At 65.3% G+C, this 20,804-nt stretch carries 18 protein-coding genes; 8 read left to right on the forward strand and 10 right to left on the reverse strand.

Features of this window, described 5'->3' with window-relative positions; translation table 11 throughout:
* Positions 1 to 71 precede the first annotated feature (71 nt).
* From sbcD to ACFOJE_RS00700, 5 genes are all read left to right on the forward strand, one after another.
* Positions 72 to 1,292 (forward strand): exonuclease subunit SbcD, encoded by a 1,221-nt coding sequence (sbcD, locus tag ACFOJE_RS00680; protein ID WP_377812300.1) that lies wholly within the window; start codon positions 72 to 74, stop codon positions 1,290 to 1,292.
* A complete protein-coding gene (gene sbcC / locus ACFOJE_RS00685) occupies positions 1,289 to 4,714 on the forward strand; it encodes an exonuclease subunit SbcC (protein ID WP_377812301.1) in 3,426 nt (1,141 codons plus the stop codon). Before sbcD ends, sbcC begins: the two co-directional genes overlap by 4 nt.
* A gap of 64 nt (positions 4,715 to 4,778) precedes the next feature.
* Complete coding sequence (locus tag ACFOJE_RS00690) at positions 4,779 to 5,321, forward strand: hydrolase (protein WP_377812302.1); 543 nt, start codon at positions 4,779 to 4,781, stop codon at positions 5,319 to 5,321.
* A gap of 111 nt (positions 5,322 to 5,432) precedes the next feature.
* Positions 5,433 to 6,218, forward strand: a complete 786-nt coding sequence (locus tag ACFOJE_RS00695; protein ID WP_377812303.1) for an alpha/beta fold hydrolase — start codon at positions 5,433 to 5,435, stop codon at positions 6,216 to 6,218.
* Positions 6,219 to 6,312: 94 nt separating this feature from the next.
* Positions 6,313 to 6,552 carry a hypothetical protein gene (locus ACFOJE_RS00700; protein ID WP_377812304.1) on the forward strand — a complete coding sequence of 80 codons (240 nt, stop codon included), beginning with the start codon at positions 6,313 to 6,315 and terminating at the stop codon, positions 6,550 to 6,552.
* Positions 6,553 to 6,627: 75 nt separating this feature from the next.
* On the opposite strand, the gene rlmF is transcribed toward ACFOJE_RS00700, so the two are convergent.
* The 7 genes from rlmF to ACFOJE_RS00735 form a co-directional block, all read right to left on the reverse strand.
* On the reverse strand, positions 6,628 to 7,623 hold the full coding sequence (gene rlmF, locus ACFOJE_RS00705; protein WP_377812632.1) for a 23S rRNA (adenine(1618)-N(6))-methyltransferase RlmF: 996 nt from the start codon (positions 7,621 to 7,623) through the stop codon (positions 6,628 to 6,630).
* Positions 7,624 to 7,698: 75 nt separating this feature from the next.
* Complete coding sequence (locus ACFOJE_RS00710; RefSeq protein WP_377812305.1) at positions 7,699 to 7,995, reverse strand: winged helix-turn-helix domain-containing protein; 297 nt, start codon at positions 7,993 to 7,995, stop codon at positions 7,699 to 7,701.
* A 17-nt stretch (positions 7,996 to 8,012) separates the two neighbouring features.
* Entirely contained in the window at positions 8,013 to 9,374 is a 1,362-nt protein-coding gene (nhaD, locus tag ACFOJE_RS00715) for a sodium:proton antiporter NhaD (RefSeq protein ID WP_377812306.1), read from the reverse strand.
* Between the two features lie 141 nt (positions 9,375 to 9,515).
* Positions 9,516 to 12,347 carry a valine--tRNA ligase gene (locus ACFOJE_RS00720; protein WP_377812307.1) on the reverse strand — a complete coding sequence of 944 codons (2,832 nt, stop codon included), beginning with the start codon at positions 12,345 to 12,347 and terminating at the stop codon, positions 9,516 to 9,518.
* Between the two features lie 161 nt (positions 12,348 to 12,508).
* Positions 12,509 to 12,871 (reverse strand): DNA polymerase III subunit chi, encoded by a 363-nt coding sequence (locus tag ACFOJE_RS00725; protein ID WP_377812308.1) that lies wholly within the window; start codon positions 12,869 to 12,871, stop codon positions 12,509 to 12,511.
* A 5-nt stretch (positions 12,872 to 12,876) separates the two neighbouring features.
* Complete coding sequence (locus ACFOJE_RS00730; protein WP_377812309.1) at positions 12,877 to 13,305, reverse strand: DNA polymerase III subunit chi; 429 nt, start codon at positions 13,303 to 13,305, stop codon at positions 12,877 to 12,879.
* Between the two features lie 72 nt (positions 13,306 to 13,377).
* A complete protein-coding gene (locus tag ACFOJE_RS00735) occupies positions 13,378 to 14,868 on the reverse strand; it encodes a leucyl aminopeptidase (RefSeq protein WP_377812310.1) in 1,491 nt (496 codons plus the stop codon).
* Positions 14,869 to 15,007: 139 nt separating this feature from the next.
* Between ACFOJE_RS00735 and lptF the strand changes: the two genes are divergently transcribed.
* On the forward strand, positions 15,008 to 16,132 hold the full coding sequence (gene lptF, locus ACFOJE_RS00740) for an LPS export ABC transporter permease LptF (protein WP_377812311.1): 1,125 nt from the start codon (positions 15,008 to 15,010) through the stop codon (positions 16,130 to 16,132).
* On the forward strand, positions 16,125 to 17,186 hold the full coding sequence (lptG, locus tag ACFOJE_RS00745) for an LPS export ABC transporter permease LptG (RefSeq protein ID WP_377812312.1): 1,062 nt from the start codon (positions 16,125 to 16,127) through the stop codon (positions 17,184 to 17,186). Before lptF ends, lptG begins: the two co-directional genes overlap by 8 nt.
* Before the next feature lie 67 nt (positions 17,187 to 17,253).
* Here the strand turns inward: lptG and ACFOJE_RS00750 are convergent, their stop codons facing one another.
* Together ACFOJE_RS00750 and ACFOJE_RS00755 are read right to left on the reverse strand one after the other, a co-directional pair.
* A complete protein-coding gene (locus tag ACFOJE_RS00750; protein WP_377812313.1) occupies positions 17,254 to 17,751 on the reverse strand; it encodes an RDD family protein in 498 nt (165 codons plus the stop codon).
* 99 nt (positions 17,752 to 17,850) lie between these two features.
* Positions 17,851 to 18,063 carry a cold-shock protein gene (locus ACFOJE_RS00755; RefSeq protein WP_012699820.1) on the reverse strand — a complete coding sequence of 71 codons (213 nt, stop codon included), beginning with the start codon at positions 18,061 to 18,063 and terminating at the stop codon, positions 17,851 to 17,853.
* A gap of 469 nt (positions 18,064 to 18,532) precedes the next feature.
* On the opposite strand from ACFOJE_RS00755, the gene ACFOJE_RS00760 reads away from it, so the two are divergent.
* Entirely contained in the window at positions 18,533 to 19,861 is a 1,329-nt protein-coding gene (locus tag ACFOJE_RS00760) for a ferredoxin reductase family protein (RefSeq protein WP_377812633.1), read from the forward strand.
* Positions 19,862 to 20,027: 166 nt separating this feature from the next.
* Here ACFOJE_RS00760 and ACFOJE_RS00765 read toward each other — a convergent pair whose 3' ends face one another.
* Positions 20,028 to 20,576 (reverse strand): M10 family metallopeptidase C-terminal domain-containing protein, encoded by a 549-nt coding sequence (locus ACFOJE_RS00765; protein ID WP_377812314.1) that lies wholly within the window; start codon positions 20,574 to 20,576, stop codon positions 20,028 to 20,030.
* Positions 20,577 to 20,804: the final 228 nt, after the last annotated feature.

Genomic DNA, 20,804 nt, shown 5'->3' on the forward strand with positions numbered 1-20,804 from the left:
CCGGGCTTGCCAGTCGGGGCACGGAAGTGCCAAGGTTCCCGGCTCCGCGAGCCACTGGATTCCGCCGCACCATGCGCCTTCTGCACACGTCCGACTGGCACCTCGGCCAGCATTTCATGGGCAAGTCCCGCCAGGCCGAGCACCAGGCCTTCTGCGCCTGGCTGATCGAGCGGGTCCGCGAGCATGAGGTGGACGCGCTGATCGTCGCCGGCGACCTGTTCGACACCGGCACCCCGCCCAGCTACGCCCGCGAGCAGTACAACCGCTTCATCGTCGAGCTGCGCGCCACCGGCACCCGGCTGGTGGTGCTCGGCGGCAACCACGACTCGGTGGCCATGCTCGGCGAGTCGCGCACCCTGCTGGCCTGCCTGGACACCTGCGTGATTCCGGCGGTGGACGACGATCTCACCGCCCAGCTGCAGGTTCTGCAGCGGCGCGACGGTACGCCCGGCGCCATCCTCTGCGCCATCCCCTTCATCCGCCCGCGCGACGTGCTGAAAAGCGAGGCCGGGCAGAGCGCGCGGGACAAGCAGCAGTCGCTGCAGGCCGCCATCTGCGCGCATTACCGCGCCCTGTACGAGCTGGCCGAGGCGCGCCGGGCGGAGCTGGGCGGCGGCCTGCCGATCGTCGCCAGCGGCCACCTGACCACGGTCGGCGCCAGTGCCAGCGAGTCGGTGCGGGAAATCTACGTCGGCGCCCTGGAGGCCTTTCCCACCGGGGCCTTCCCGCCGGCGGCCTACATCGCCCTCGGCCACATCCACCGGCCGCAGAAGGTCGGCGGCCTGGAGCACATCCGCTACAGCGGTTCGCCGATTCCCCTGTCCTTCGACGAGGCGCGCCAGCGCAAGGAGGTGCTGCTGGTGGACCTGGACGAAGGCGGCCTGCGGGCGGTGACGCCGCTCGCCGTGCCCTGCTTCCAGCCGCTCGCCTCGCTGCGCGGCGCGCTGGGCGAGCTGGGCGGGGCCATCGCCGAGGCGGCCGCGCAGGGCAGCGCCGAGCGGCCGGTGTGGCTGGAGGTGCAGGTCGTCGCCGACGACCATCTGGCCGACCTGCAGGCGCGCATCGCCGGGCTCTGCGAAGGCCTGCCGGTGGAGGTGCTGCGCATCCGCCGCGAGCGCGGCGGCATGGCCGCGACGCTCCGCCGCGAGGCCCAGGAGACCCTCGACGAGCTGAGCGCCGAGGATGTGTTCGAGCAGCGCCTGGCCGGCGAGACGCTGGCGCCGCCGCTGCCGGAGCGCCTGCGTGGGCTCTACCGCCAGGTCCTCGGCGAGCTGCGGGAGGGCGAGGCATGAAGATCCTCAGCCTGCGCCTGAAGAACCTCAACTCGCTGAAGGGCGAGTGGAAAATCGACTTTCGCGCCGAGCCGTTCAAGGACAACGGCCTGTTCGCCATCACCGGGCCCACCGGCGCCGGCAAGACCACCCTGCTCGACGCCATCTGTCTGGCGCTCTACCACCGCACGCCGCGCATGGACCGGATCTCCAAGGAGACCAACGAGCTGATGACCCGGCACACCGCCGAGTGCCTGGCCGAGGTGGAATTCGAGGTCCGGGGCGAGGGCTACCGGGCCTTCTGGAGCCAGCGCCGCGCCCGCGACAGGGCCGACGGCGCGCTGCAGCCGGCCACCGCCGAGCTGGCGCACCTGGACGGGCGGATCATCAGCGACAAGCTGAGCGAGAAGCCGAAGGAGGTGGCGCGGCTGACCGGCCTCGACTTCGAGCGCTTCACCAAATCCATGCTGCTGGCCCAGGGCGGTTTCGCCGCCTTCCTCGAGGCCAACGCCAACCAGCGCGCCGAGTTGCTCGAGGAGCTGACCGGCACCGACATCTACGGGCAGATTTCCCAGCGGGTCTATGCCCACGCCAAGCAGGCGGGCGAAGCGCTGGGCCTGCTGAAGGCGCGGGCCGCGGGCGTCGAACTGCTGAGCGACGAGCAGCGGCGGGACCTGGAGGAGCAGGCCGCCACCCTGGCCGCGGAAGAAGCGCCGCTGCGGGCGCAGCAGGCCGAGCTGCAGGCCCAGTGCCAGTGGCGCGAGGCGGTGGCCGGCGCCGAACAGCGCTGCCAGGGCGCGGCGCTGGTCCGCCGGCAGGCCGAGCAGGCGCTGGCCGAAGCCACCCCGCAGCTGCAGCGGCTGGCGGCCAGCGAGCCGGCGATCCGGCTGCGGCCGGCTCACCAGGCCTGGCTGCAGGCCCGACTGCAGCTGGAGCAGGGCGAGCGGCAGTTCGGCCAGACCCGCCAGGAAGAGCATCAGGCCAGAGCCGCGGTGGGCCGCCTGCTCTGGCGCGCCAGCCAGTTGAGCCTGCAGATCGTCCAGACTAGCCGGGAACATGCCCAGCGGCTCGGCGAGCAGCACCGGCAACTGGCGCAGCAACTGATCGAGCAGGCCCGCCATGGCGAGCTGGGCGAGCGTCTCGGCCTCTGGCGCGGGCAGTTCGAGAGTCGTCGTCATTTCCGCGAGGAGATCGCCGCGATCTCGGCGCGCCAGCGCAACGAGCAACAGGCCCTGGAGGCGCTGGGCATTGAGTATCGGCAGCAGCAGGAGCGGTTGCAGGCACAGCAGACGCGGCTGACGGCGGCTCGAGCCGCCGAGCAGCAGGCCCGGGACGCCCTCGCCGCGCTGTTGCAGGGGCAGGACGAAAGCGCCCTGCGCGAGCGCTGGCAGCAACTGCATGCCCAGCGCAGCCTGCTGCAGCAGCTGGAGCAGACCGCCGGTCAGCGCAGCCAGGGCGAGGCGCGCCTCGCCGCGCTCGCCCGCGAGCTGGAGGACACGGAGCGGCGGCACGGCGAGCAGAGTGCCCGGCGTGAAGCCCTGCGCCTGCGCTACAAGGACCTCAACGCCCTGGTGGCGGCCAAGAAGCAGCTGCTGGCGCAGGAGCAGCGGATCCTCGATCTGGAAGCCCATCGCAGCCAGCTGCAGCCCGGCGAGCCCTGTCCGCTGTGCGGCTCCCTCGAACACCCGGCCGTGGAGGCCTATCGGGCGCTGGACGTCTCGGCCAGCGAGCAGGCCCTGCTGGCCTGCCAGGCGGAACTGGACGACGTGCTCCGCCAGGGCGAGGCGACGCGGGATGCGCTAGCCGTGCTTGAGGCCGAACTCAAGACCCTGCGCCAGCGCCGCGCCCAAGACGAGGCCGATCTGGCCCAGCATCGCGAGCGCTGGCGGCAGCTGTGCCGCGAGCTGGGCGTCGAGCTGGCCGACGCCGCCGACCTCGAACGGCGGCAGGGCGAGCTGGCCGCCCAGTTGGAGGCCCAGCAGCAGCGCCTCCAGCAGCTCGAGCACGACAAGCGGGCGCTGGAGCTGGCCGGCGAGATCCGCCTGCAGGAGGAGCGGGGCTGCGAACAGGGCGAGCGGCAGCTGCAGGTGCTCGATGCGCGCCGGCAGGGCCAGGAGAAGGGTCTGGCCGCCCTCGCCGAGCAGCTGGCCGAGCTGCAGGCGACGCTGTCGCGCTGCGAGGAGGGCCTCGCCGCCGATCTGGCCGGCCTCGGCTACGACCTGGCGGAAGCGGGCGGCGACTGGCTCGCCCTCCGCCAGGCAGACTGGCAGGACTGGCAACAGAAACAGAACCGCCTGCAGCAGCTGGAGCGCGAGCGGCTGGCCCAGCGCGCCGCCGTCGAGGTCGCCGAGAAGGAGGCCGAACTCTGGCAGCAGCGCTGGCGCGCTCTGGACGAGGCCGAGCCGGCGTCCCCGGCGGCGAGCGCCGATCCGCAGGCGGATCTGCACGAGGCGGAGGCCGGGCTGAACGTCGCCCGGCAACGGGCCGACGAGCTGGGCGGGCGTCTGCGCTCCCTGGAGGAGCAGCTGGAGCAATATCGCCGGCAATGCACCGCCTGTGTCGAGACCTGGCAGCAGCAGCTGGCGCAGAGTCCGTTCGCCGACGAAGAGGCATTCCTGGGAGCACTGCTCGACGAGTCCGAGCGCGGCCGGCTGCAGGAGCTCCGCCAGCGCCTGGAGCGGGCGCAGACCGAGACCCTGGCCCTGCTCGCCGACGCCGAACACCAGCTCGCCCAGCTGCTCGCCGAGCCGAAGACCGGCGCCGGCCGCGAGGAGCTGGAGCAGCAGCTGCAGGCGCTGGCCGGGCAGCTCAGGACCCTGGCCGAGCGCCAGGGGGAAATCCGCGCCCAGCTCAGGGCCGACGAGCAGCGCCGGCAGAACCAGCAGGCGCTGTTCGCCGAGATCGAGCGCCAGCAGGGCGACTACGATCTCTGGCAGCACCTCAACGGCCTGATCGGCTCGGCGGACGGTGCCAAGTACCGCCGCTTCGCCCAGGGCCTGACCCTGGATCACCTGGTTCATCTGGCCAACCGCCAGCTGGTCCGTCTGCACGGCCGCTACCAGCTGGCGCGGCGCGCCGGCGGCGAGCTGGAACTGGAGGTGGTGGATACCTGGCAGGCCGACGCCGCCCGCGATACCCGCACCCTCTCCGGCGGCGAGTGCTTCCTGGTCAGTCTGGCCCTGGCCCTGGCCCTGTCCGACCTGGTCAGCCACAAGACCAGCATCGATTCGCTGTTCCTCGACGAGGGCTTCGGCACCCTCGACGGCGAAACCCTGGAAGTGGCGCTGGACGCCCTGGACAGCCTGAACGCCAGCGGCAAGATGATCGGCGTGATCAGCCACGTGGAGGCGCTGAAGGAGCGCATCCCGGTGCAGATAAAGGTCAGCAAGGGCTTCGGCATGGGGTACAGTGCGCTGGAGCGGCGTTTCGCCGTGCCGGGATAACAGCAGGGGCGAACGGCATCCGCCCCTCACATGACCGATAACAACAAGAAAGGAGCGTCATTCCATGTTGATGAAAGCCGAAACCTCGGCCTTGCTGATCGTCGATATCCAGCAGAAGCTGGTGCCCGCCCTCGACGGGGCGTCCGCGCTGGTCGAACACAGCCTCTGGCTGAGCCGGGTGGCGCGCCGGCTCGACGTACCGCTGCTGGTTAGCGAGCAGTATCCCCAGGGCCTCGGTCCGACCGTCGCCGAGTTGCAGCCCCTGCTCGATGGGGCCCCGATCCTCGAGAAACTGCACTTTTCCGCGGCCCGCGAACCGGACCTGTTCCTGATGCCCGGCGGCGACCGTGCGCAATTCGTGGTCTGCGGCTGCGAGGCGCACATCTGCGTGCTGCAGACGGTGCTCGACCTGCTCGCCCAGGGGCGGCAGGTCTTCGTGGTCGCCGAGGCGGTCGCTTCGCGCCAGCCGGCGAACAAGGCCCTGGCCCTGGAGCGCATGCGCCAGGCCGGTGCCGCCATCGTTTCGCGGGAGATGGTGGCCTACGAATGGCTGGAGCGAGCCGGCAGCGAGCTGTTCCGTGCCGTGAGTCGGGAATACCTGCGCTGATCCACTGACGCCCGGAACCCGGGCCGCCGCCCGCAGTCTGTGAACCAGTCAGGCGGGTGCCTGGCCGCTCCCGCATTTACCCCCATCCATAACAAGAAAAGGACAAGCTCGATGACGGTTCTGTCAGGGGGCCAGACGGCCCTCCATTACGAATTGATCGACGGCGACACGGACAAGCCCTATCTGGTCTTCCTGCACGAAGGTCTGGGCTGCACGGCGATGTGGAAGGACTTTCCCCGTTCGCTCTGTCAGGCCACCGGCTGCCCGGGGCTGGTCTACGACCGGCTCGGTTATGGTGCATCGCCCGCACTCACCCAGCCCCGCACCCTCCATTACCTGCACCGCTACGCCCTGGACGAGCTGCCGCGGCTGATCTCCAGCCTGATTCCGGAACGCGACTACGTCCTGGTCGGCCACTCGGACGGCGCCAGCATCGGCCTGATCCATGCCTCGGAGCGCCCGGCCCGCCTGCGTGGGCTGGTTTGCGAGGCGGCCCATGTGTTCGTCGAGGCCGAAACCATCAAGGGCATCGAGACTGCCGTCGAGGCTTCCCAGGCAGGCAAATTGCAAGGGCTGGAGAAATATCACGGAAGCAAGACCGCCGGCGTCTTCCGGGCCTGGTCCGAGACCTGGCTGTCGGACTGGTTCCGGCACTGGAACATCGAGTACCTGCTCCCCGCCATCGACTGCCCGCTGCTGGTGGTGCAGGGCCTGGAGGACCAGTACGCCACCCTGGCCCAGGTCGAGGCCATCGTGTCGCAGGCCCGCCACGGCTGGAAGCTGCTGGTGGAGAACTGCGGGCACACGCCGCATCTGGAGCGCCCGGCCGAACTGCTGCAGTTGATGCAGGCGTTCATCGAGGAGCTGCCGCAGACGAGCGCCTGCCTGTCCGGCTGAATCCCTTGCCCTCGGTCATGGAAGATTTTCCGTGACGCATTAACGTAACGAATTCCTTGTAAATAGCTGCCATGGCTATCTGGAGCTGTGTGGTATGTCCCCCCTTATCGAACTCGCCCAACAAATTGAGCAACTCTATCCATTGAAGGACAAGAAAGTCGGCAAGCGTTATCGGGTCGTCAGCGAACTGGCCGGCATGACCGAGCTGGAGGAAATCGGCGGCGCTCCGCGCTATGTCAGCACCGCCGAACTCAAGGACCGCGGCCGCTGGGATCATGCCGTGGCCGAGCGCCGATCCCCCTGGCGCTCCAGCGTCAGTCGCGGTCGGCTCTGAAAGTGGCGGCCCCTGCGCCGCCGTCCGCATCATCGATCGTGCCCCGCAGGGGCATATGTCTATCCTGTTCCACCGTCATCGCCGCTCGCTCGCCTGCCAGCGGGTTTCCCGCCAGAGACGCCGCCCCTCGGCGTCGAGGAAGGTCCAGGCGACGAAGCGGCTCTGCTTCTGTCCCTGGGCCATGGGCACCGTACGCACCTCGCGGGCGCCGGCCTTCTTCAGCGCGGTCTGGACGACCGGCAGGTTGCCGGCCTTGGAGACCAGGCTGCTGAACCAGTAGATCTGTCCGGCGAAATGAGCGCTTTCCGCGATCATGCGCCGCAGGAATCCCGCCTCCCCGCCTTCGCAGTGGAGTTCCGCCCCCTGACCGCCGAAGTTCAGCAGCGGCAGCTTGCGGGCCGGGTCGAGTTTGCCGAGGTTGTGCCATTTGCGTCGGCTGCCGCTCACGGCCTCTTCCTGAGAGGCGTGGAAGGGCGGGTTGCACAGGGTCAGATCGAAGCGCTCGTCCGCTTTCAGCAGGCCCTGGAAGACGTGCCGGGGATCGGCCTGACGGCGCAGCCGGATGGCGTCCTGCAGGCGGTTGGCCTGGACGATGGTCGCGGCCGAGGCCAGGGCGGTCTCGTCGATGTCCGCGCCGAGAAAGCGCCAGCCGTATTCGTGATGACCGATCAGCGGATAGATGCAGTTGGCGCCGACGCCGATGTCCAGTGCCCGGACCGTCGCGCCGCGCGGGATGGCGCCCTCGTTGCCGTCGGCCAGCAGGTCGGCCAGGCCGTGCAGGTAGTCGGCGCGCCCGGGAATCGGCGGGCACAGGTAGGTTGGGGGAATGTCCCAGTGGCGGATGCCGTAGTAATCGGCCAGCAGGGCGCGGTTCAGCGTCTTCACCGCCTGCGGATCGGCGAAGTCGATGCTCTTCTTGCCGTACGGGTTGACGATGACGAACTCCGCCAGGGCCGGGTGCCGGCGGATCAGCGCCGGAAAGTCATAGCGGCCCTGATGGCGGTTGCGCGGGTGCAGCGAAGCCTTCTTCGGCGGCTGGCTGGGCGATGGGGGACGGGACTTGCTCGGCATTGCGGAGATGGCGGCGGTGACGAAGGGGACGGGATTGTCCCACAAGTCGGGCCGGATACGCAGGCGCCGGCCCGCTCAGGGATAGCCGAGCAGGCCCTTGATCCGCGGCAGGTGCTCGCCGATCCAGCGCTTGTCGATGGCGCCCCAGTCGCGGATGCGGTAATGGCCGGCGTTGTGGCGCTCGCCGTCCTCCTGCTCGAACACGCAGTCGATGTCCATATCCGCGAGCGCCGCCAGGGTGTCCTGGGCGGTGCGTCGCGGCATTCCGGTGGCGGCCATCAGCGCCGGGATGTTGGTGGCCGCACCGCTGTCGATCAGCCAGGCCAGGTACAGGCGGCGGTAGAAGCTGGTGCGGGTCTTGCTCGCGTCCATGTGCAGTGATCCGGTTCTCAGGTGAGGGCGTGGAGCGCCAGGTAGGTGGCGACCCCGCCGAAGTAGCCGAGCAGGGCCAGGCCGCTGATGTGCTTGAGATACCAGATAAAGTTGATCCGTTCCATCCCCATCGCCGCCACGCCGGCGGCCGAGCCGATGATCAGGCAGCTGCCGCCGGTGCCGGCGCAGAAGGCGAGCAGCTCCCAGAAGGTGCCGTCGGTGAGAAAGTGCTGCAGCCAGCCGGCTTCGCCACCGGCTGCGGCCACCGCGGCGGCGTCGGCCAGCGGGTACATCTTCATCGCGCCGGCCACCAGCGGTACGTTATCCACCACCGAGGACAGCAGGCCTATGGCGACGTTGATGGCGTAGACGTTGCCCAACTGATCCTTCAGCAGGCCGGCGACCTGGGTCAGGTGCCCGGCGGTGGCCAGACTGGAGACCGCCAGCAGGATGCCGAGGAAGAACAGTACGCTGGGGGTGTCGATGCGGCGCAGCACGCCGACCACCGACAGCGGGTGCTTGTCCTCGTCGTTTTTGCCGCGGTGGATCACCTCGGTGGCGATCCACAGCACGCCGAGACCAAGCAGAATGCCCATGTACGGCGGCAGGTGGGTGACGGTCTTGAACACCGGGGTGAACAGTAGCGAGCCGAGGCCGAGGGCCAGTACCAGGCCGCGCTCGAACGGATTGGTCGGGGCACGGCGGCCTTCCTCGGTCGAGAAGGCCGCTCGCGGGCGTTCGGTTTCGCCGCGCAGGACGAAGCTGAGGACCGCCAGCGGCACCAGCAGGCAGACCAGGCTGGGCAGGAACAGCTGGCGGACGATGCCGGCGGTGGTGATCTGGTTGCCGATCCAGAGCATGGTGGTGGTCACGTCGCCGATCGGCGACCAGGCGCCGCCGGCGTTGGCGGCGATCACCACGATGCCGGCGTAGAACCAGCGCTCGCGCTGCGCGCCGATCAGCTTGCGCAGCAGCGAGATCATCACGATGGTGGTGGTCAGGTTGTCGAGTGCCGCCGAGAGGAAAAATGTAATGAATCCGACAATCCACAACAGTTTGACCCGGTGACGGGTGCCGATTCGGTCGGTGATCACCCGGAAACCCTCGTGGGCGTCGATCAGCTCGACGATGGTCATGGCGCCGAGCAGGAAGAACAGGATCTCGGAGATCTCGCCCAGATGATGGCGCAGTTCCTCGATCGCGCCGTGGCCGCCTTCGACCGCGGAGGCCGGCAGAATGCTGCTTTCGCCCAGCGCCAGCAGGGTCCAGCAGACTACGGCGGTGAGAATGGCCGTGGCGGCCTTGTCGATGCGCAGTGGGTGTTCGAAGGCGATGCACAGGTAACCAACAACGAAGATCAGGGCTATCCAGGCGTACATGGGCGAGCTTCCAGGTTGAGATAGAGAAAACCGGGCATGGCCGACGGGCGTGCCCCGGATCGGGTCTTTGCAAGGACGATGCCGGAGCGGCGGACAGCAAAAGGCCCGCCACCGGGGCGGGCCTTCATCCTGGGCAGGGGCTCAGAGTGTGGCGATGCGCGCGCGCTGTTCGCCCAGCTTGGCCAACGCCTGCTCGGCTTCGGCCAGCTTGGCGCGCTCCTTCTCCAGCACTTCGGCCGGGGCCTTGGCGACGAAGCCCTCGTTGGCCAGTTTGCCGCCGACGCGCTTGACCTCGCCCTCCAGGCGCTGCAGCTCCTTGTCCAGGCGCGCCATCTCGGCGTCCTTGTCGATCAGACCGACCATCGGCACCAGCACTTCCATCTCGCCGACCAGCGCGGTAGCGGCCAGCGGCGCTTCCTCGCCGGCCTCCAGGACGCGGATGGATTCCAGCTTGGCCAGCTTGGCCAGCAGCGGCTCGTTGGCGGCCAGGCGACGGCGGTCCTGCTCGCTGGCGTTGGCCAGGATCACGTCGATGCGCTTGGCCATGGAGATCTTCATCTCGCCGCGGATCTGCCGCACGCCGAGCATCAGCTCCTTGACCCACTCGATGTCGCCCTCGGCGGCTTCGTCGATGCGGCTCTCATCGGCCACCGGCCAGGGCTGCAGCATGATGGTCGGGCCGCTCTTGCCGGCCAGACCCTTGATGCGCTGCCAGATCTCCTCGGTGATGAAGGGCATGAACGGATGGGCCAGGCGCAGGATGACCTCCAGCACGCGCACCAGGGTGCGGCGGGTGCCGCGCTGACGCTCGATGCTGGCGGTCTCGTCCCAGAGCACCGGCTTGACCAGCTCGAGGTACCAGGCGCAGTACTGGTCCCAGATGAACTCGTAGAGCGACTGGGCGGCCAGGTCGAATCGGAACTGGTCGAGGTGGCGGGTGACCTCCTGCTCGCAGCGCTGCAGGGCGGAGATGATCCAGCGGTCCACCGAGGATAGCTCGATCGGTTCGTCGTTGACACCGCAGTCCTGGCCCTCGGTGTTCTCCAGCACGAAGTTGGTGGCGTTCCACAGCTTGTTGCAGAAGTTGCGGTAGCCCTCGACCCGGCCCATGTCGAACTTGATGTCGCGGCCGGTGGAGGCCAGCGAGCAGAAGGTGAAGCGCAGGGCATCGGTGCCGTAGCTGGCGATGCCGTCCGGGAATTCGGCGCGGGTCTGCTTGGCGATCTTCTCCGCCAGCTTGGGCTGCATCATGCCGCTGGTGCGCTTGGCCACCAGGGCTTCCAGATCGATGCCGTCGACGATGTCCAGCGGGTCGAGCACGTTGCCCTTGGACTTGGACATCTTGTGGCCCTGGCTGTCGCGCACCAGGCCGTGGACGTAGACGGTCTTGAACGGGATCTGCCCGGTCAGGTGCAGGCTCATCATGATCATCCGGGCGACCCAGAAGAAGATGATATCGAAGCCGGTGACCAGCACGTCGGTGGGGTGGAAGGTCTTCAGGAAGTCGGTCTGCTCCGGCCAGCCGAGGGTCGAGAAGGTCCACAGGCCCGAGCTGAACCAGGTGTCCAGCACGTCCTCGTCCTGGCGCAGGGCGATGTCGCCGAGGTTGTGCTTGGCGCGAACCTCGGCCTCGTCGCGGCCGACGTAGACGTTGCCTGCTTCGTCGTACCAGGCCGGGATGCGATGGCCCCACCACAGCTGGCGGCTGATGCACCAGTCCTGGATGTCGCGCATCCAGCTGAAGTACATGTTCTCGTACTGCTTGGGCACGAACTGGATGGAGCCGTCTTCCACCGCGGCGATGGCCTTCTCGGCCAGCGGCTTGGTGGAGACGTACCACTGGTCGGTCAGCCAGGGCTCGATCACCACGCCGGAGCGGTCGCCCTTGGGCACCTTGAGGGCATGGTCGTCGATCTTCTCGAGAAGGCCCAGCTGCTCGAAAGCGGCGACGATCTGCTTGCGCGCCTCGAAGCGGTCGAGGCCGGCGAACTGCGCCGGCAGGCTGCCGTCCAGCTCGGTGTTGACGCTGCCGTCGAGGTTGAACACCTGGGCGGTGGCGAGGATCGCCGCGTTCTTGTCGAGGACGTTGATCAGCGGCAGATCGTGGCGCTTGCCGACCTCGTAGTCGTTGAAGTCGTGGGCCGGGGTGATCTTCACGCAGCCGGTGCCGAATTCCGGGTCGCAGTAGTCGTCGCCGACGATGGGGATGCGCCGGCCCACTAGCGGCAGCTCGACGAACTTGCCGATCAGCGCCTGGTAGCGCTCATCCTGCGGATTCACCGCCACGGCCGAGTCGCCGAGCATGGTTTCCGGACGGGTAGTGGCGACGATCAGGTAGTCCTTGCCGTCGGCGGTCTTCGCGCCGTCGGCCAGCGGGTAGCGCAGGTTCCACAGGCTGCCCTTCTCGTCGTGGTTCTCCACTTCGAGGTCGGAAATCGCGGTGTGCAGCTTCGGATCCCAGTTGACCAGGCGCTTGCCGCGGTAGATCAGGCCGTCCTCGTGCAGGCGCACGAAGGCTTCCTTGACCGCTTCGGAGAGGCCATCGTCCATGGTGAAGCGCTCGCGCGACCAGTCCACCGAGGAGCCGAGACGACGGATCTGCCGGGTGATGGTGCCGCCGGACTGCTCCTTCCACTCCCACACCTTGTTCAGGAACTTCTCGCGGCCGAGATCATGACGGCTGACGCCCAGGGCGCCCAGCTGGCGCTCCACCACCATCTGGGTGGCGATGCCGGCGTGGTCGGTGCCCGGCTGCCACAGGGTGTTGCGCCCCTGCATGCGGCGGAAGCGGATCAGCGCGTCCATGATCGCGTTGTTGAAGCCGTGGCCCATGTGCAGGCTGCCGGTGACGTTCGGCGGCGGGATCATGATGGTGTAGGGCTCGCCCGAACCCTGCGGCGCGAAGTAGTTCTTGGACTCCCATTCGGCGTACCAACGGGATTCGATGTCGTGCGGCTGGTAGGTCTTGTCCATGCGGCGGGACCCTTATAAAACGGCTAATCGGGAAAACCAACAAGTATAAAGGGAAAGATGGCCTTATGTATTTATGGCTGCACCGCAGACGGGCGATCGCTGTCGGAGGCGGGCGGCCGAGGGTCTGATGCGGCCCCGGACAGGCAGGAGAGCGAAGGGGGTCAGTCGTTCAGACGGCCGGACAGCAGTCGATCCAGGCGGGCTTCCAGGCGGCGCCGGAGTTCGGCCTCGATCTGCGGCACGAAGTCGTCGACCACTTCCTGCAGGAGCAATTCCGCTTCCTGGCGCAGCGTCCGGTCCAGGCGCAATGGCCGCTGGCTTCCGGTGACCGGTGCCGGCGGGGGAGCGATCGGCTGTTCGTCGGCGGGTTCGATGACTTCCGACAGCAGCGGAATCTCGATCTCCTCGTCCAGAGGCTGGTCGACGAGCAGCGGCGGGAGCAGTTCCTCGGGGTCGTCCAGCAGGTCGCGGATCGATTGCAGATCGTTCAGCAGATAGGCGGTGTGCAGCGGTCGTTTGTCCATCGAAGTCAGATGTGGGTTAAGCGATGATCCTGCAAAGGATATCCCTGTTCGCGATAGAAACGGTAACTCGCCCGGCTGGCCTGACGTATGGTGGGGTCGCTCACCACCAGTTCGGCGATCCGGGCGAAGCGGGCCGAGAAGGGCGGTACCGCGAGGGCCAGGTTGATCAGCAGGTCCCCATGGCTGCCGGGATCGGTACCCAGCCCCAGGGCGACCGGGGCGCTCCCATCCTCTTCGGCCAGGCTGTGGGGCAGGAAGCTTTCGCTTCGGAAGCTCCACATCAGGGCGTCCAGGGTTTCCCGCTGCGCCTCGTCCTGGCAGTGCAGATAGATACGATGCCCCAGGCGCCAGGCCTTCTCCGTCAGCTTGCAGGCGAAAAGCAGGCGTGCGGCCGGATCTGCGCTGGGGAGGATGTAGAAGTCGATCTGGGGCATAGGACATCGATCGTGGATGGGGCTTATGAGGAGAGGCGGGTGGAGGCTGGGCTCCACCCGCTCCTGACGTTGTCAGGCCTTGCAGCGGTCCAGCAGGTACTGGGTCAGCAACGGCACGGGACGGCCGGTGGCGCCCTTTTCCTTACCGCCGCTGATCCAGGCGGTACCGGCGATGTCCAGGTGCGCCCAGTGGTACTTCTTGGCGAAGCGCGAGAGGAAACAGGCGGCGGTGATGGTACCGGCCTTGGGGCCGCCGATGTTGGCCATGTCGGCGAACGGGCTGTCCAGCTGCTCCTGGTACTCTTCGAACAGCGGCAGTTCCCAGGCGCGGTCGGCGGCGGTTTCGCCGGCCTTCAGCAGTTGCCGGATCAGCGGTTCGTGATTGCCCATCAGACCGGAGGTGTTGCTGCCGAGGGCGACGATGCAGGCGCCAGTCAGGGTGGCGATGTCGATCACCGCCTGCGGCTTGTAGCGCTCGGCGTAGGTCAGGGTGTCGCACAGCACCAGGCGGCCTTCGGCGTCGGTGTTGAGGATCTCCACGGTCTGCCCGCTCATGCTGGTGACGATGTCGCCGGGGCGGGTGGCGCGGCCGCTGGGCATGTTCTCGGCGCAGGCGAGCAGGCCGACCAGGTTGATCGGCAGCTGCAGCTCCAGCACCGCGCGGAAGGTGCCGAGGACGCTACCGGCACCGCTCATGTCGAACTTCATCTCGTCCATGCCGGAACCCGGCTTGAGGCTGATGCCGCCGCTGTCGAAGGTGATGCCCTTGCCGACCAGCACGAAGGGTTGCTCGTTCTTGCCGCCGCCGTTGTACTGCAGACTGATCAGTCGTGGCGGTTGCTCGCTGCCGTGCCCGACGGCGAGGAAGGCGCCCATGCCCAGTTCCTTGAGCTTCTTCTCGTCGAGAACCTCGACCTTCAGGTTGTCATGTTCCTTGGCCATGGCCTTCGCCTGCTCGGCCAGGAAGCTCGGATGGCAATGGTTCGGCGGCAGGTTGCCGAGGTCACGGGTCAGGGCCATGCCGTTGGCGATCGCCAGGGCGTGAGTGGCGGCGCGCTCCACATCGGCTTGGTCGGCCTTGTCGCAGAGCAGGACGACTTTCTTCAGCGCCTGGGGATCGGCCTTCTCGCTCTTGAAGCGATCGAACACGTAGCCGCTATCTGCCAGCACCTCGGCCAGCAGACGGGTCTTGCCATAGGCATCGCGGCCTTTGACCTGGAGTTCGTCGAGCGCCACTGCGGCATCACTGCCGCCGAGGGCTTTCAGCGCGCCATAGGTGGCCGTGATCACCTTGCGGAACTGGCGGTCGCTTAGTTCGCGCTCCTTGCCCGCTCCGACCAGCAGCACGCGCTCGGCCTTGAGGTTCGGCAGTCCGTGCAGCAGCAGGGTCTGGCCGGGCTTGCCTGCCAGGTCGCCACGCTTGAGTACCGCCGACAGAGCGCCATTGCTGGCGGTGTCGAGGATCTTGGCCGCGGCGCCCAGCTTGCGGCCTTCGCCGACGGTGACCACGAGCGTGGCGGTTTTCACATTTTCCGGGCTGACGCTTTTGACAACGAATTGCATGGCAAGATGTCCCCGAGACAGAAAGTTGGGTTTGCTGGATAATGCCGGTCTTTTTTTCTAGGCACGTATGCGGCGGCCGGCGGACAGTCGGCTAGTTTGAGCACAGCGGCTTGAGGCTGACAACCCTGGAGTGTCTGGTTTGATCATCTCTCGATATCTTTCCCGTGAGCTGCTGCTGACGCAGTGTGCGGTCAGCGCCGTGCTGCTGGTGATCATCATGAGCGGCCGCTTCATCAAGTACCTGGCACAGGCGGCCCAGGGGCTGCTCGACCCCGGCGTGCTGTTCTCGCTGATGCTCTACCGGATGCCCGGGTTCCTGCAGTTGATCCTGCCGTTGGGATTGTTCCTCGGCATCCTGCTGTCCTTCGGCCGCCTCTACCTCGACAGCGAAATCACCGTGCTGCGGGCGACGGGCATGAGCCAGCAGCGCCTGTTCGGCTACAGTCTGATACCCGCGACGCTGGTTGCCCTGCTCGTCGCCTGGCTGAGCCTGTGGCTGTCTCCCCAGGGGATCGCCGCGATGGAGCTCCTGCTCAACCAGCAGGAGGCCCTCACCGAATTCGATACCCTGGTTCCGGGACGCTTCCAGTCCATGCGGGATGGTTCGCGGGTGACCTATGTCGAGGAGTTGTCCGACGACCGCAGCCAGCTCTCCCGTGTGTTCATTACCGAGAAGCGGGCCGCCGGGGCAGGAAAGGAGGACCGGGGCATCACCGTCCTGGTGGCGAACAGCGGGCGCCAGGAGATCCAGCCCGATGGCGGCCGCTATCTGATCCTGCAGGATGGCTATCGCTACGATGGCAAGCCCGGCCAGGCCGACTACCGGGTGATTCGCTATGACACCTATGGCGTGCTGCTGCCCAAGCCGGCCGCGAGCGGGGAGATCAGCGAGCGCGAGGCTATTCCCACTCGCCAACTGATCGACAGCGATGTGCAGAAGTACAAATCCGAACTCCAGTGGCGGTTGTCGATTCCGGTGCTGGTCTTCGTGGTCACCCTGCTTGCCGTGCCCTTGTCGAAGGTCAATCCGCGCCAGGGGCGCTTTCTCAAGCTGCTGCCGGCGGTTCTGCTCTACATGGCCTATCTGGCCCTGCTGGTCGCGGCCCGCGGCGCCCTGGACAAGGGCAATATTCCTACGGCGCTGGGGCTCTGGTGGGTGCATGGCCTGTTCCTGTTGATCGGTCTGTGCCTGCTGTACTGGGAATCGATCTGTCTGAAGTGGGCGCAGTTCCGTGCAGGACGCCGGGGGGTAAGGCATGCGTAAGCTGGATCGGTATGTCGGGGCCAGCATCTTCTTCGCCATCCTGACGGTGCTCGGGATCATCGTCTTTCTCTCCCTGCTGTTCGCTTTCATCGATGAGCTGAGCGATGTGCAAGGCCGGTACGGGGTGGCCCAGGCCGCCTGGTATGTCTTTCTGACGACTCCGCAGCGGATCTACGAGTTGTTGCCGATGGCGTCGCTGATCGGCTGTCTGGTCGGTCTCGGTACGCTGGCCAGCCATAGCGAGCTGACTATCATGCGCGCCGCCGGCGTATCCCTGGGCCGCATCGTCTGGGCCGTGATGAAGCCCATGCTGGTGCTGATGCTCGTCGGGATCCTCATCGGCGAATACCTGGCGCCCTGGAGCGAAAAGCTGGCACAGGCCCAGCGCTCCATGGCACAAGGCGAAGGCGAGGCGCAGAGCTCCAAGCATGGTCTCTGGCATCGTCAGGGCAACGAGTACGTACACATCAATGCGGTGCAGCCCAGTGGCTTGCTGTTCGGGGTGACTCGCTACCACTTTGACGACAAGCGCCGGCTGCTTTCCTCCAGCTTCGCCAGAAAGGCACAGTTCGAAAACGGTCATTGGCAACTGGAGAATGTGGCGACCACTCATTTCCATGCTCGCAGCACCGAGGTCGTCAGGGCTGACAGCCAGAGCTGGGATATCGATCTGAGCCCGCAGCTGCTCAGCACAGTGGTCATGGACCCGGAAAGCCTTCCGATCAGCGGACTGTGGCGCTACATCCATTATCTGGAAGGGCAGGGCCTGAACAGCGAGCGCTACTGGTTGGCGTTCTGGACCAAGGTATTGCAGCCACTGGTCACGGCGGTGCTGGTGCTGATGGCGGTTTCCTTCATTTTCGGCCCCCTGCGCTCGGTGACCTTGGGGCAGCGCGTCTTCACCGGGGTTCTGGTCGGCTTCGTGTTCCGCATCCTGCAGGACTTGCTCGGGCCTTCCAGCCAGGTATTCGGTTTCTCGCCCCTGCTGGCGGTATTGGTGCCGGCGGCGGTCTGCGCCGTGGTCGGTATCATCCTGTTGCGGCGGGCCGGGTAGGGGGGGCTCGCGATGACTGCCGCAGCAATCGTTTCGGATTACCGCGGCACCGCTTCGAGGTCCTGCACTATTTCTTCTTGTGGATGCCCTTCGGCAGTCGGACGACCTGGCTGTCGGAGTAGATGTCGTGCCATGTCCGTCCCTGCTTGTCCCAGAGCATCCAGAAGTAGCCGAGGCCGATGCACAGGAAGGAGGCAATGGCGACCAGGAAGCGCAGCATCGCCTGCCACAGGCTGATGGCGGTGCCATCGGTATTCTGGATGCGCAGGCCCCAGACCTGCATGCCGAGGGTCTGGCCTTTGTATGTCCAGAACTTGGCGAAGAAGCCGAAGAGGGTGAAGAAAAGGATGGTCGACAGCAGCGGATCTTTATCCAGTGCACCGGAATCCGAGAGCTGCTTCAGTTGCTCGACCCCGATGATGGACATCTGGATCAGCTTGTAGATGAAGGTGACGATGATCAGCAGGGCGACGCAGAGCAGGAAGTCGTAGAACATGGCCGCCAGCCGGCGGATCAGTCCTGCGGTGGGAAATTCGCCTTGGGGGAAAAGTGGGTGTTTCGACATGACGGGCTCACGGTGAGGCAAAGGCCGTCATTCTACGAAATCCGGGCACAAAAAAGCCCCTGATGACTGCCATCAGGGGCTTCGGGTTACAAACTGCAATTAGCCCAGGATCTGGACCTTGTCAGCCTGCATGCCTTTCTGGCCTTGCACTGCTTCGAAGCTGACCTTCTGGCCTTCTTTCAGGCTCTTGAAGCCGGTACCTTCGATGGCGCGGAAGTGCACGAACAGATCCGGACCGCTCTCAGGGGTGATGAAACCAAAACCCTTCTCGTCGTTGAACCATTTGACGGTGCCGGTTTGACGATTCGACATTGTCTTATTTCCTTGAAACTTGAGTTGATGGCAGTCTCTGTGACAACAGGGACTGGAACTGGTTGCAGAGAGTAAGAGAAGTCGAGCGGGATGTAGCGGATCTGTAGGATCTACTGCCACCAGGTCACGATTCAACAGCGACCCTAGCAAACACAGTTTAGATACTCTACGCCAAGTTCTCGGCAAAAGCCAACCCCTGCCGTATTTGAAATCAGCTCGGTCAATTAGAGGCTCGTCACTCGGATCGGCTATCTGTCAGATCTTGCAGAGGATAATTCGGGAGGCTCTTCCCGATGACATGCCTCAAGGCCCGAATATGGGCTTTTCCATATATTGGTAGCACTATGGTACGAAGTGCCGGATGAGAAGAGCACATTACCGCAGTTGGTAGGAGCGGGATTGCCCTTGCTTGTCTCGCTTCTATGCTCTCCGTAGTCGTATCGCCAATCTCTTTGGAAGGCACATGAACATGAAAAACATCAGGCTGACTTACATCGTTTTGCTGATCGGCTTGACCCTGCTGTGGCTGCTTGCCGACGATCTGCTGGCCGCCCAGTACGAATTCTTCAAGCTGCGCGCCTCCATGGTGAACTTCACCGGCATCCTTGCCATGGGGGTGATGAGTGTCGGGATACTGCTGTCGATTCGGCCGATCAGCCTCGAGCCCTTTTTCGGCGGGCTGGATAAAACCTACCGCCTGCACAAGTGGCTGGGAATCACCGCTCTGGTGGTCTCCATCGTGCACTGGCTGTGGGTGAAGGTTCCCAAGTGGATGGTCGGCTGGGGGCTGCTGGTCAAACCTGCCCGTAAAGCGGCCACTGAGCCGAGTCTGGCCCTTTTCCGCTTCTTCCGGGAGCAGCGAGGTCTGGCGGAGCAGGTGGGGGAGTGGGCCTTCTATATTGCCGTCGTCCTGATCGTGCTGGCTCTGATCAAACGTTTCCCTTATCGCCACTTCTTCAAGACCCACCGTATTCTGGCGATCGTCTACCTGACCCTAGTCTTTCACTCCGTGGTGCTGATGAAGACCGACTACTGGAGCTCGCCCATCGGCGTGGTGATGGCGGTGCTGATGGCCGTGGGCAGCGCCGCTGCGTTCGTATCCCTGTTCCGCAAGGTGGGGCATAAGCGTCGGGCCGTTGGTGTGATAGACGAGCTGATGTTGCACAAGGACAACCGGGTGCTGGGGGTAGTCATCCAGTTGAAGGATCGCTGGCCCGGACACAAGGCCGGCCAGTTCGCCTTCGTCACCTTCGATCCGGCAGAAGGCGCGCATCCTTTCACGATTTCTTCCGCCTGGCACGAAGATGGCAAATTGCGATTCCTGATCAAGGGTATCGGCGATTACACGTCCAGGCTGCCCGATACCCTTAAGGTCGGGAATCTGGTTCAGGTCGAAGGCCCTTATGGTTTCTTCAATTTCACCAGCAAGAAGACGAATCAGATCTGGGTGGCCGGCGGTATCGGGATCACTCCGTTCATCGCCCGGATGCAGTCCCTGGCGCATAAGCCCGACGGCAGGAGCATCGATCTTTTCTACAGCACCAGCGCTCCGGATGCCGGTTTCATCGACAAGCTGCAGAAGCTGGCCAAGCGGGCGCAGGTGCGTCTGCATGTATTGGTCAGCGGCAAGGATGGGCGGCTGAGTTCGGATCGTCTGTGCGAGCAAGTGCCGCAATGGCAGTCCGCTGATCTGTGGTTCTGTGGCCCGGCCGGTTTCGGTCAGACCCTGCGCGAAGGGCTGATCGCCAAGGGGCTCGCCGTCGATGACTTCCATCAGGAGCTGTTCGAGATGCGCTAGGGAGCGGGCGCCGGCTCTGCCGGCAGGCGTGATCCATGAACGAGAAACCGGCTCCAAGAACCGGTTTCTCGTTCATGGGCAGGGGAAGATGGGGGCGGGTCAAGGCTGAAACCCAAACGCGACGCGGTCGTCGGCAGAGTCGAGTCGGACGTTGCTTTTCGTCTGGCTAGGCGACCAGATTGTCCAGGGTGAGATAGGCAATTCCAGTAAGTTCGATGGCGAAGTCGGCTTCGTTGTCGTTGTTCACGTTGCCGTAGAGCAATCCATTCTCGAACTTTAATTGTCCTGCCTGGTTAAAGGCCACCCCAGGGCCGATGATCATGTTGAAGGCATCGTCGGTAGGTGTGGTGATATTGGCATCCAGGCCGAATAGATCGATCTTGTCGCTTGCCGGGTTAAAATCGGTGATGACGTCCCGGCTGGCATTATTCACGCCCATTTCCGAGAGGAAGTTGAAGTCGAATATGTCGTTGCCGCTTCCGCCGTTCAGGGTGTCTTTACCATTGCCGCCAATCAGCCAATCATTATCGTTGCCACCAAAGAGCTGGTCGTCGCCGTTGTCGCCATTGAGCAGGTCGTTATTGCTGCCTCCGTAGAGGATGTCGCTGCTGTTATCGCCGTTGAGGATGTCATTGCCGTCGTAGCCCCAGATTCTGTCGCTGTATATGAATCCGTTGAGGGTGTCGGGGCCATTGCTGCCAAGAATATCGGCCATGTCGACTCTCCTTCTTAGGGCGGGATTTATGCGTCGATGACCTTAATCCCGAATAATCAAGAAGTTAATTTCAGGACTATCGGCTGGGTGGAGGGCTGAATATCAAGCATAGTCAATGGAGAGGCGGATCGGCTCGTCAATCGAGACATTTGAAGGACTGTTTGGAAAGGTAGGAATACGGGATTCCAACGGTTTGATGATGGGAATGTGTCTTCGTAATGAGTCTTT

Origin of the sequence: Azotobacter bryophylli (genome assembly GCF_042643485.1) — a bacterium.
In the GTDB taxonomy this organism is placed as follows: domain Bacteria; phylum Pseudomonadota; class Gammaproteobacteria; order Pseudomonadales; family Pseudomonadaceae; genus Azotobacter; species Azotobacter bryophylli.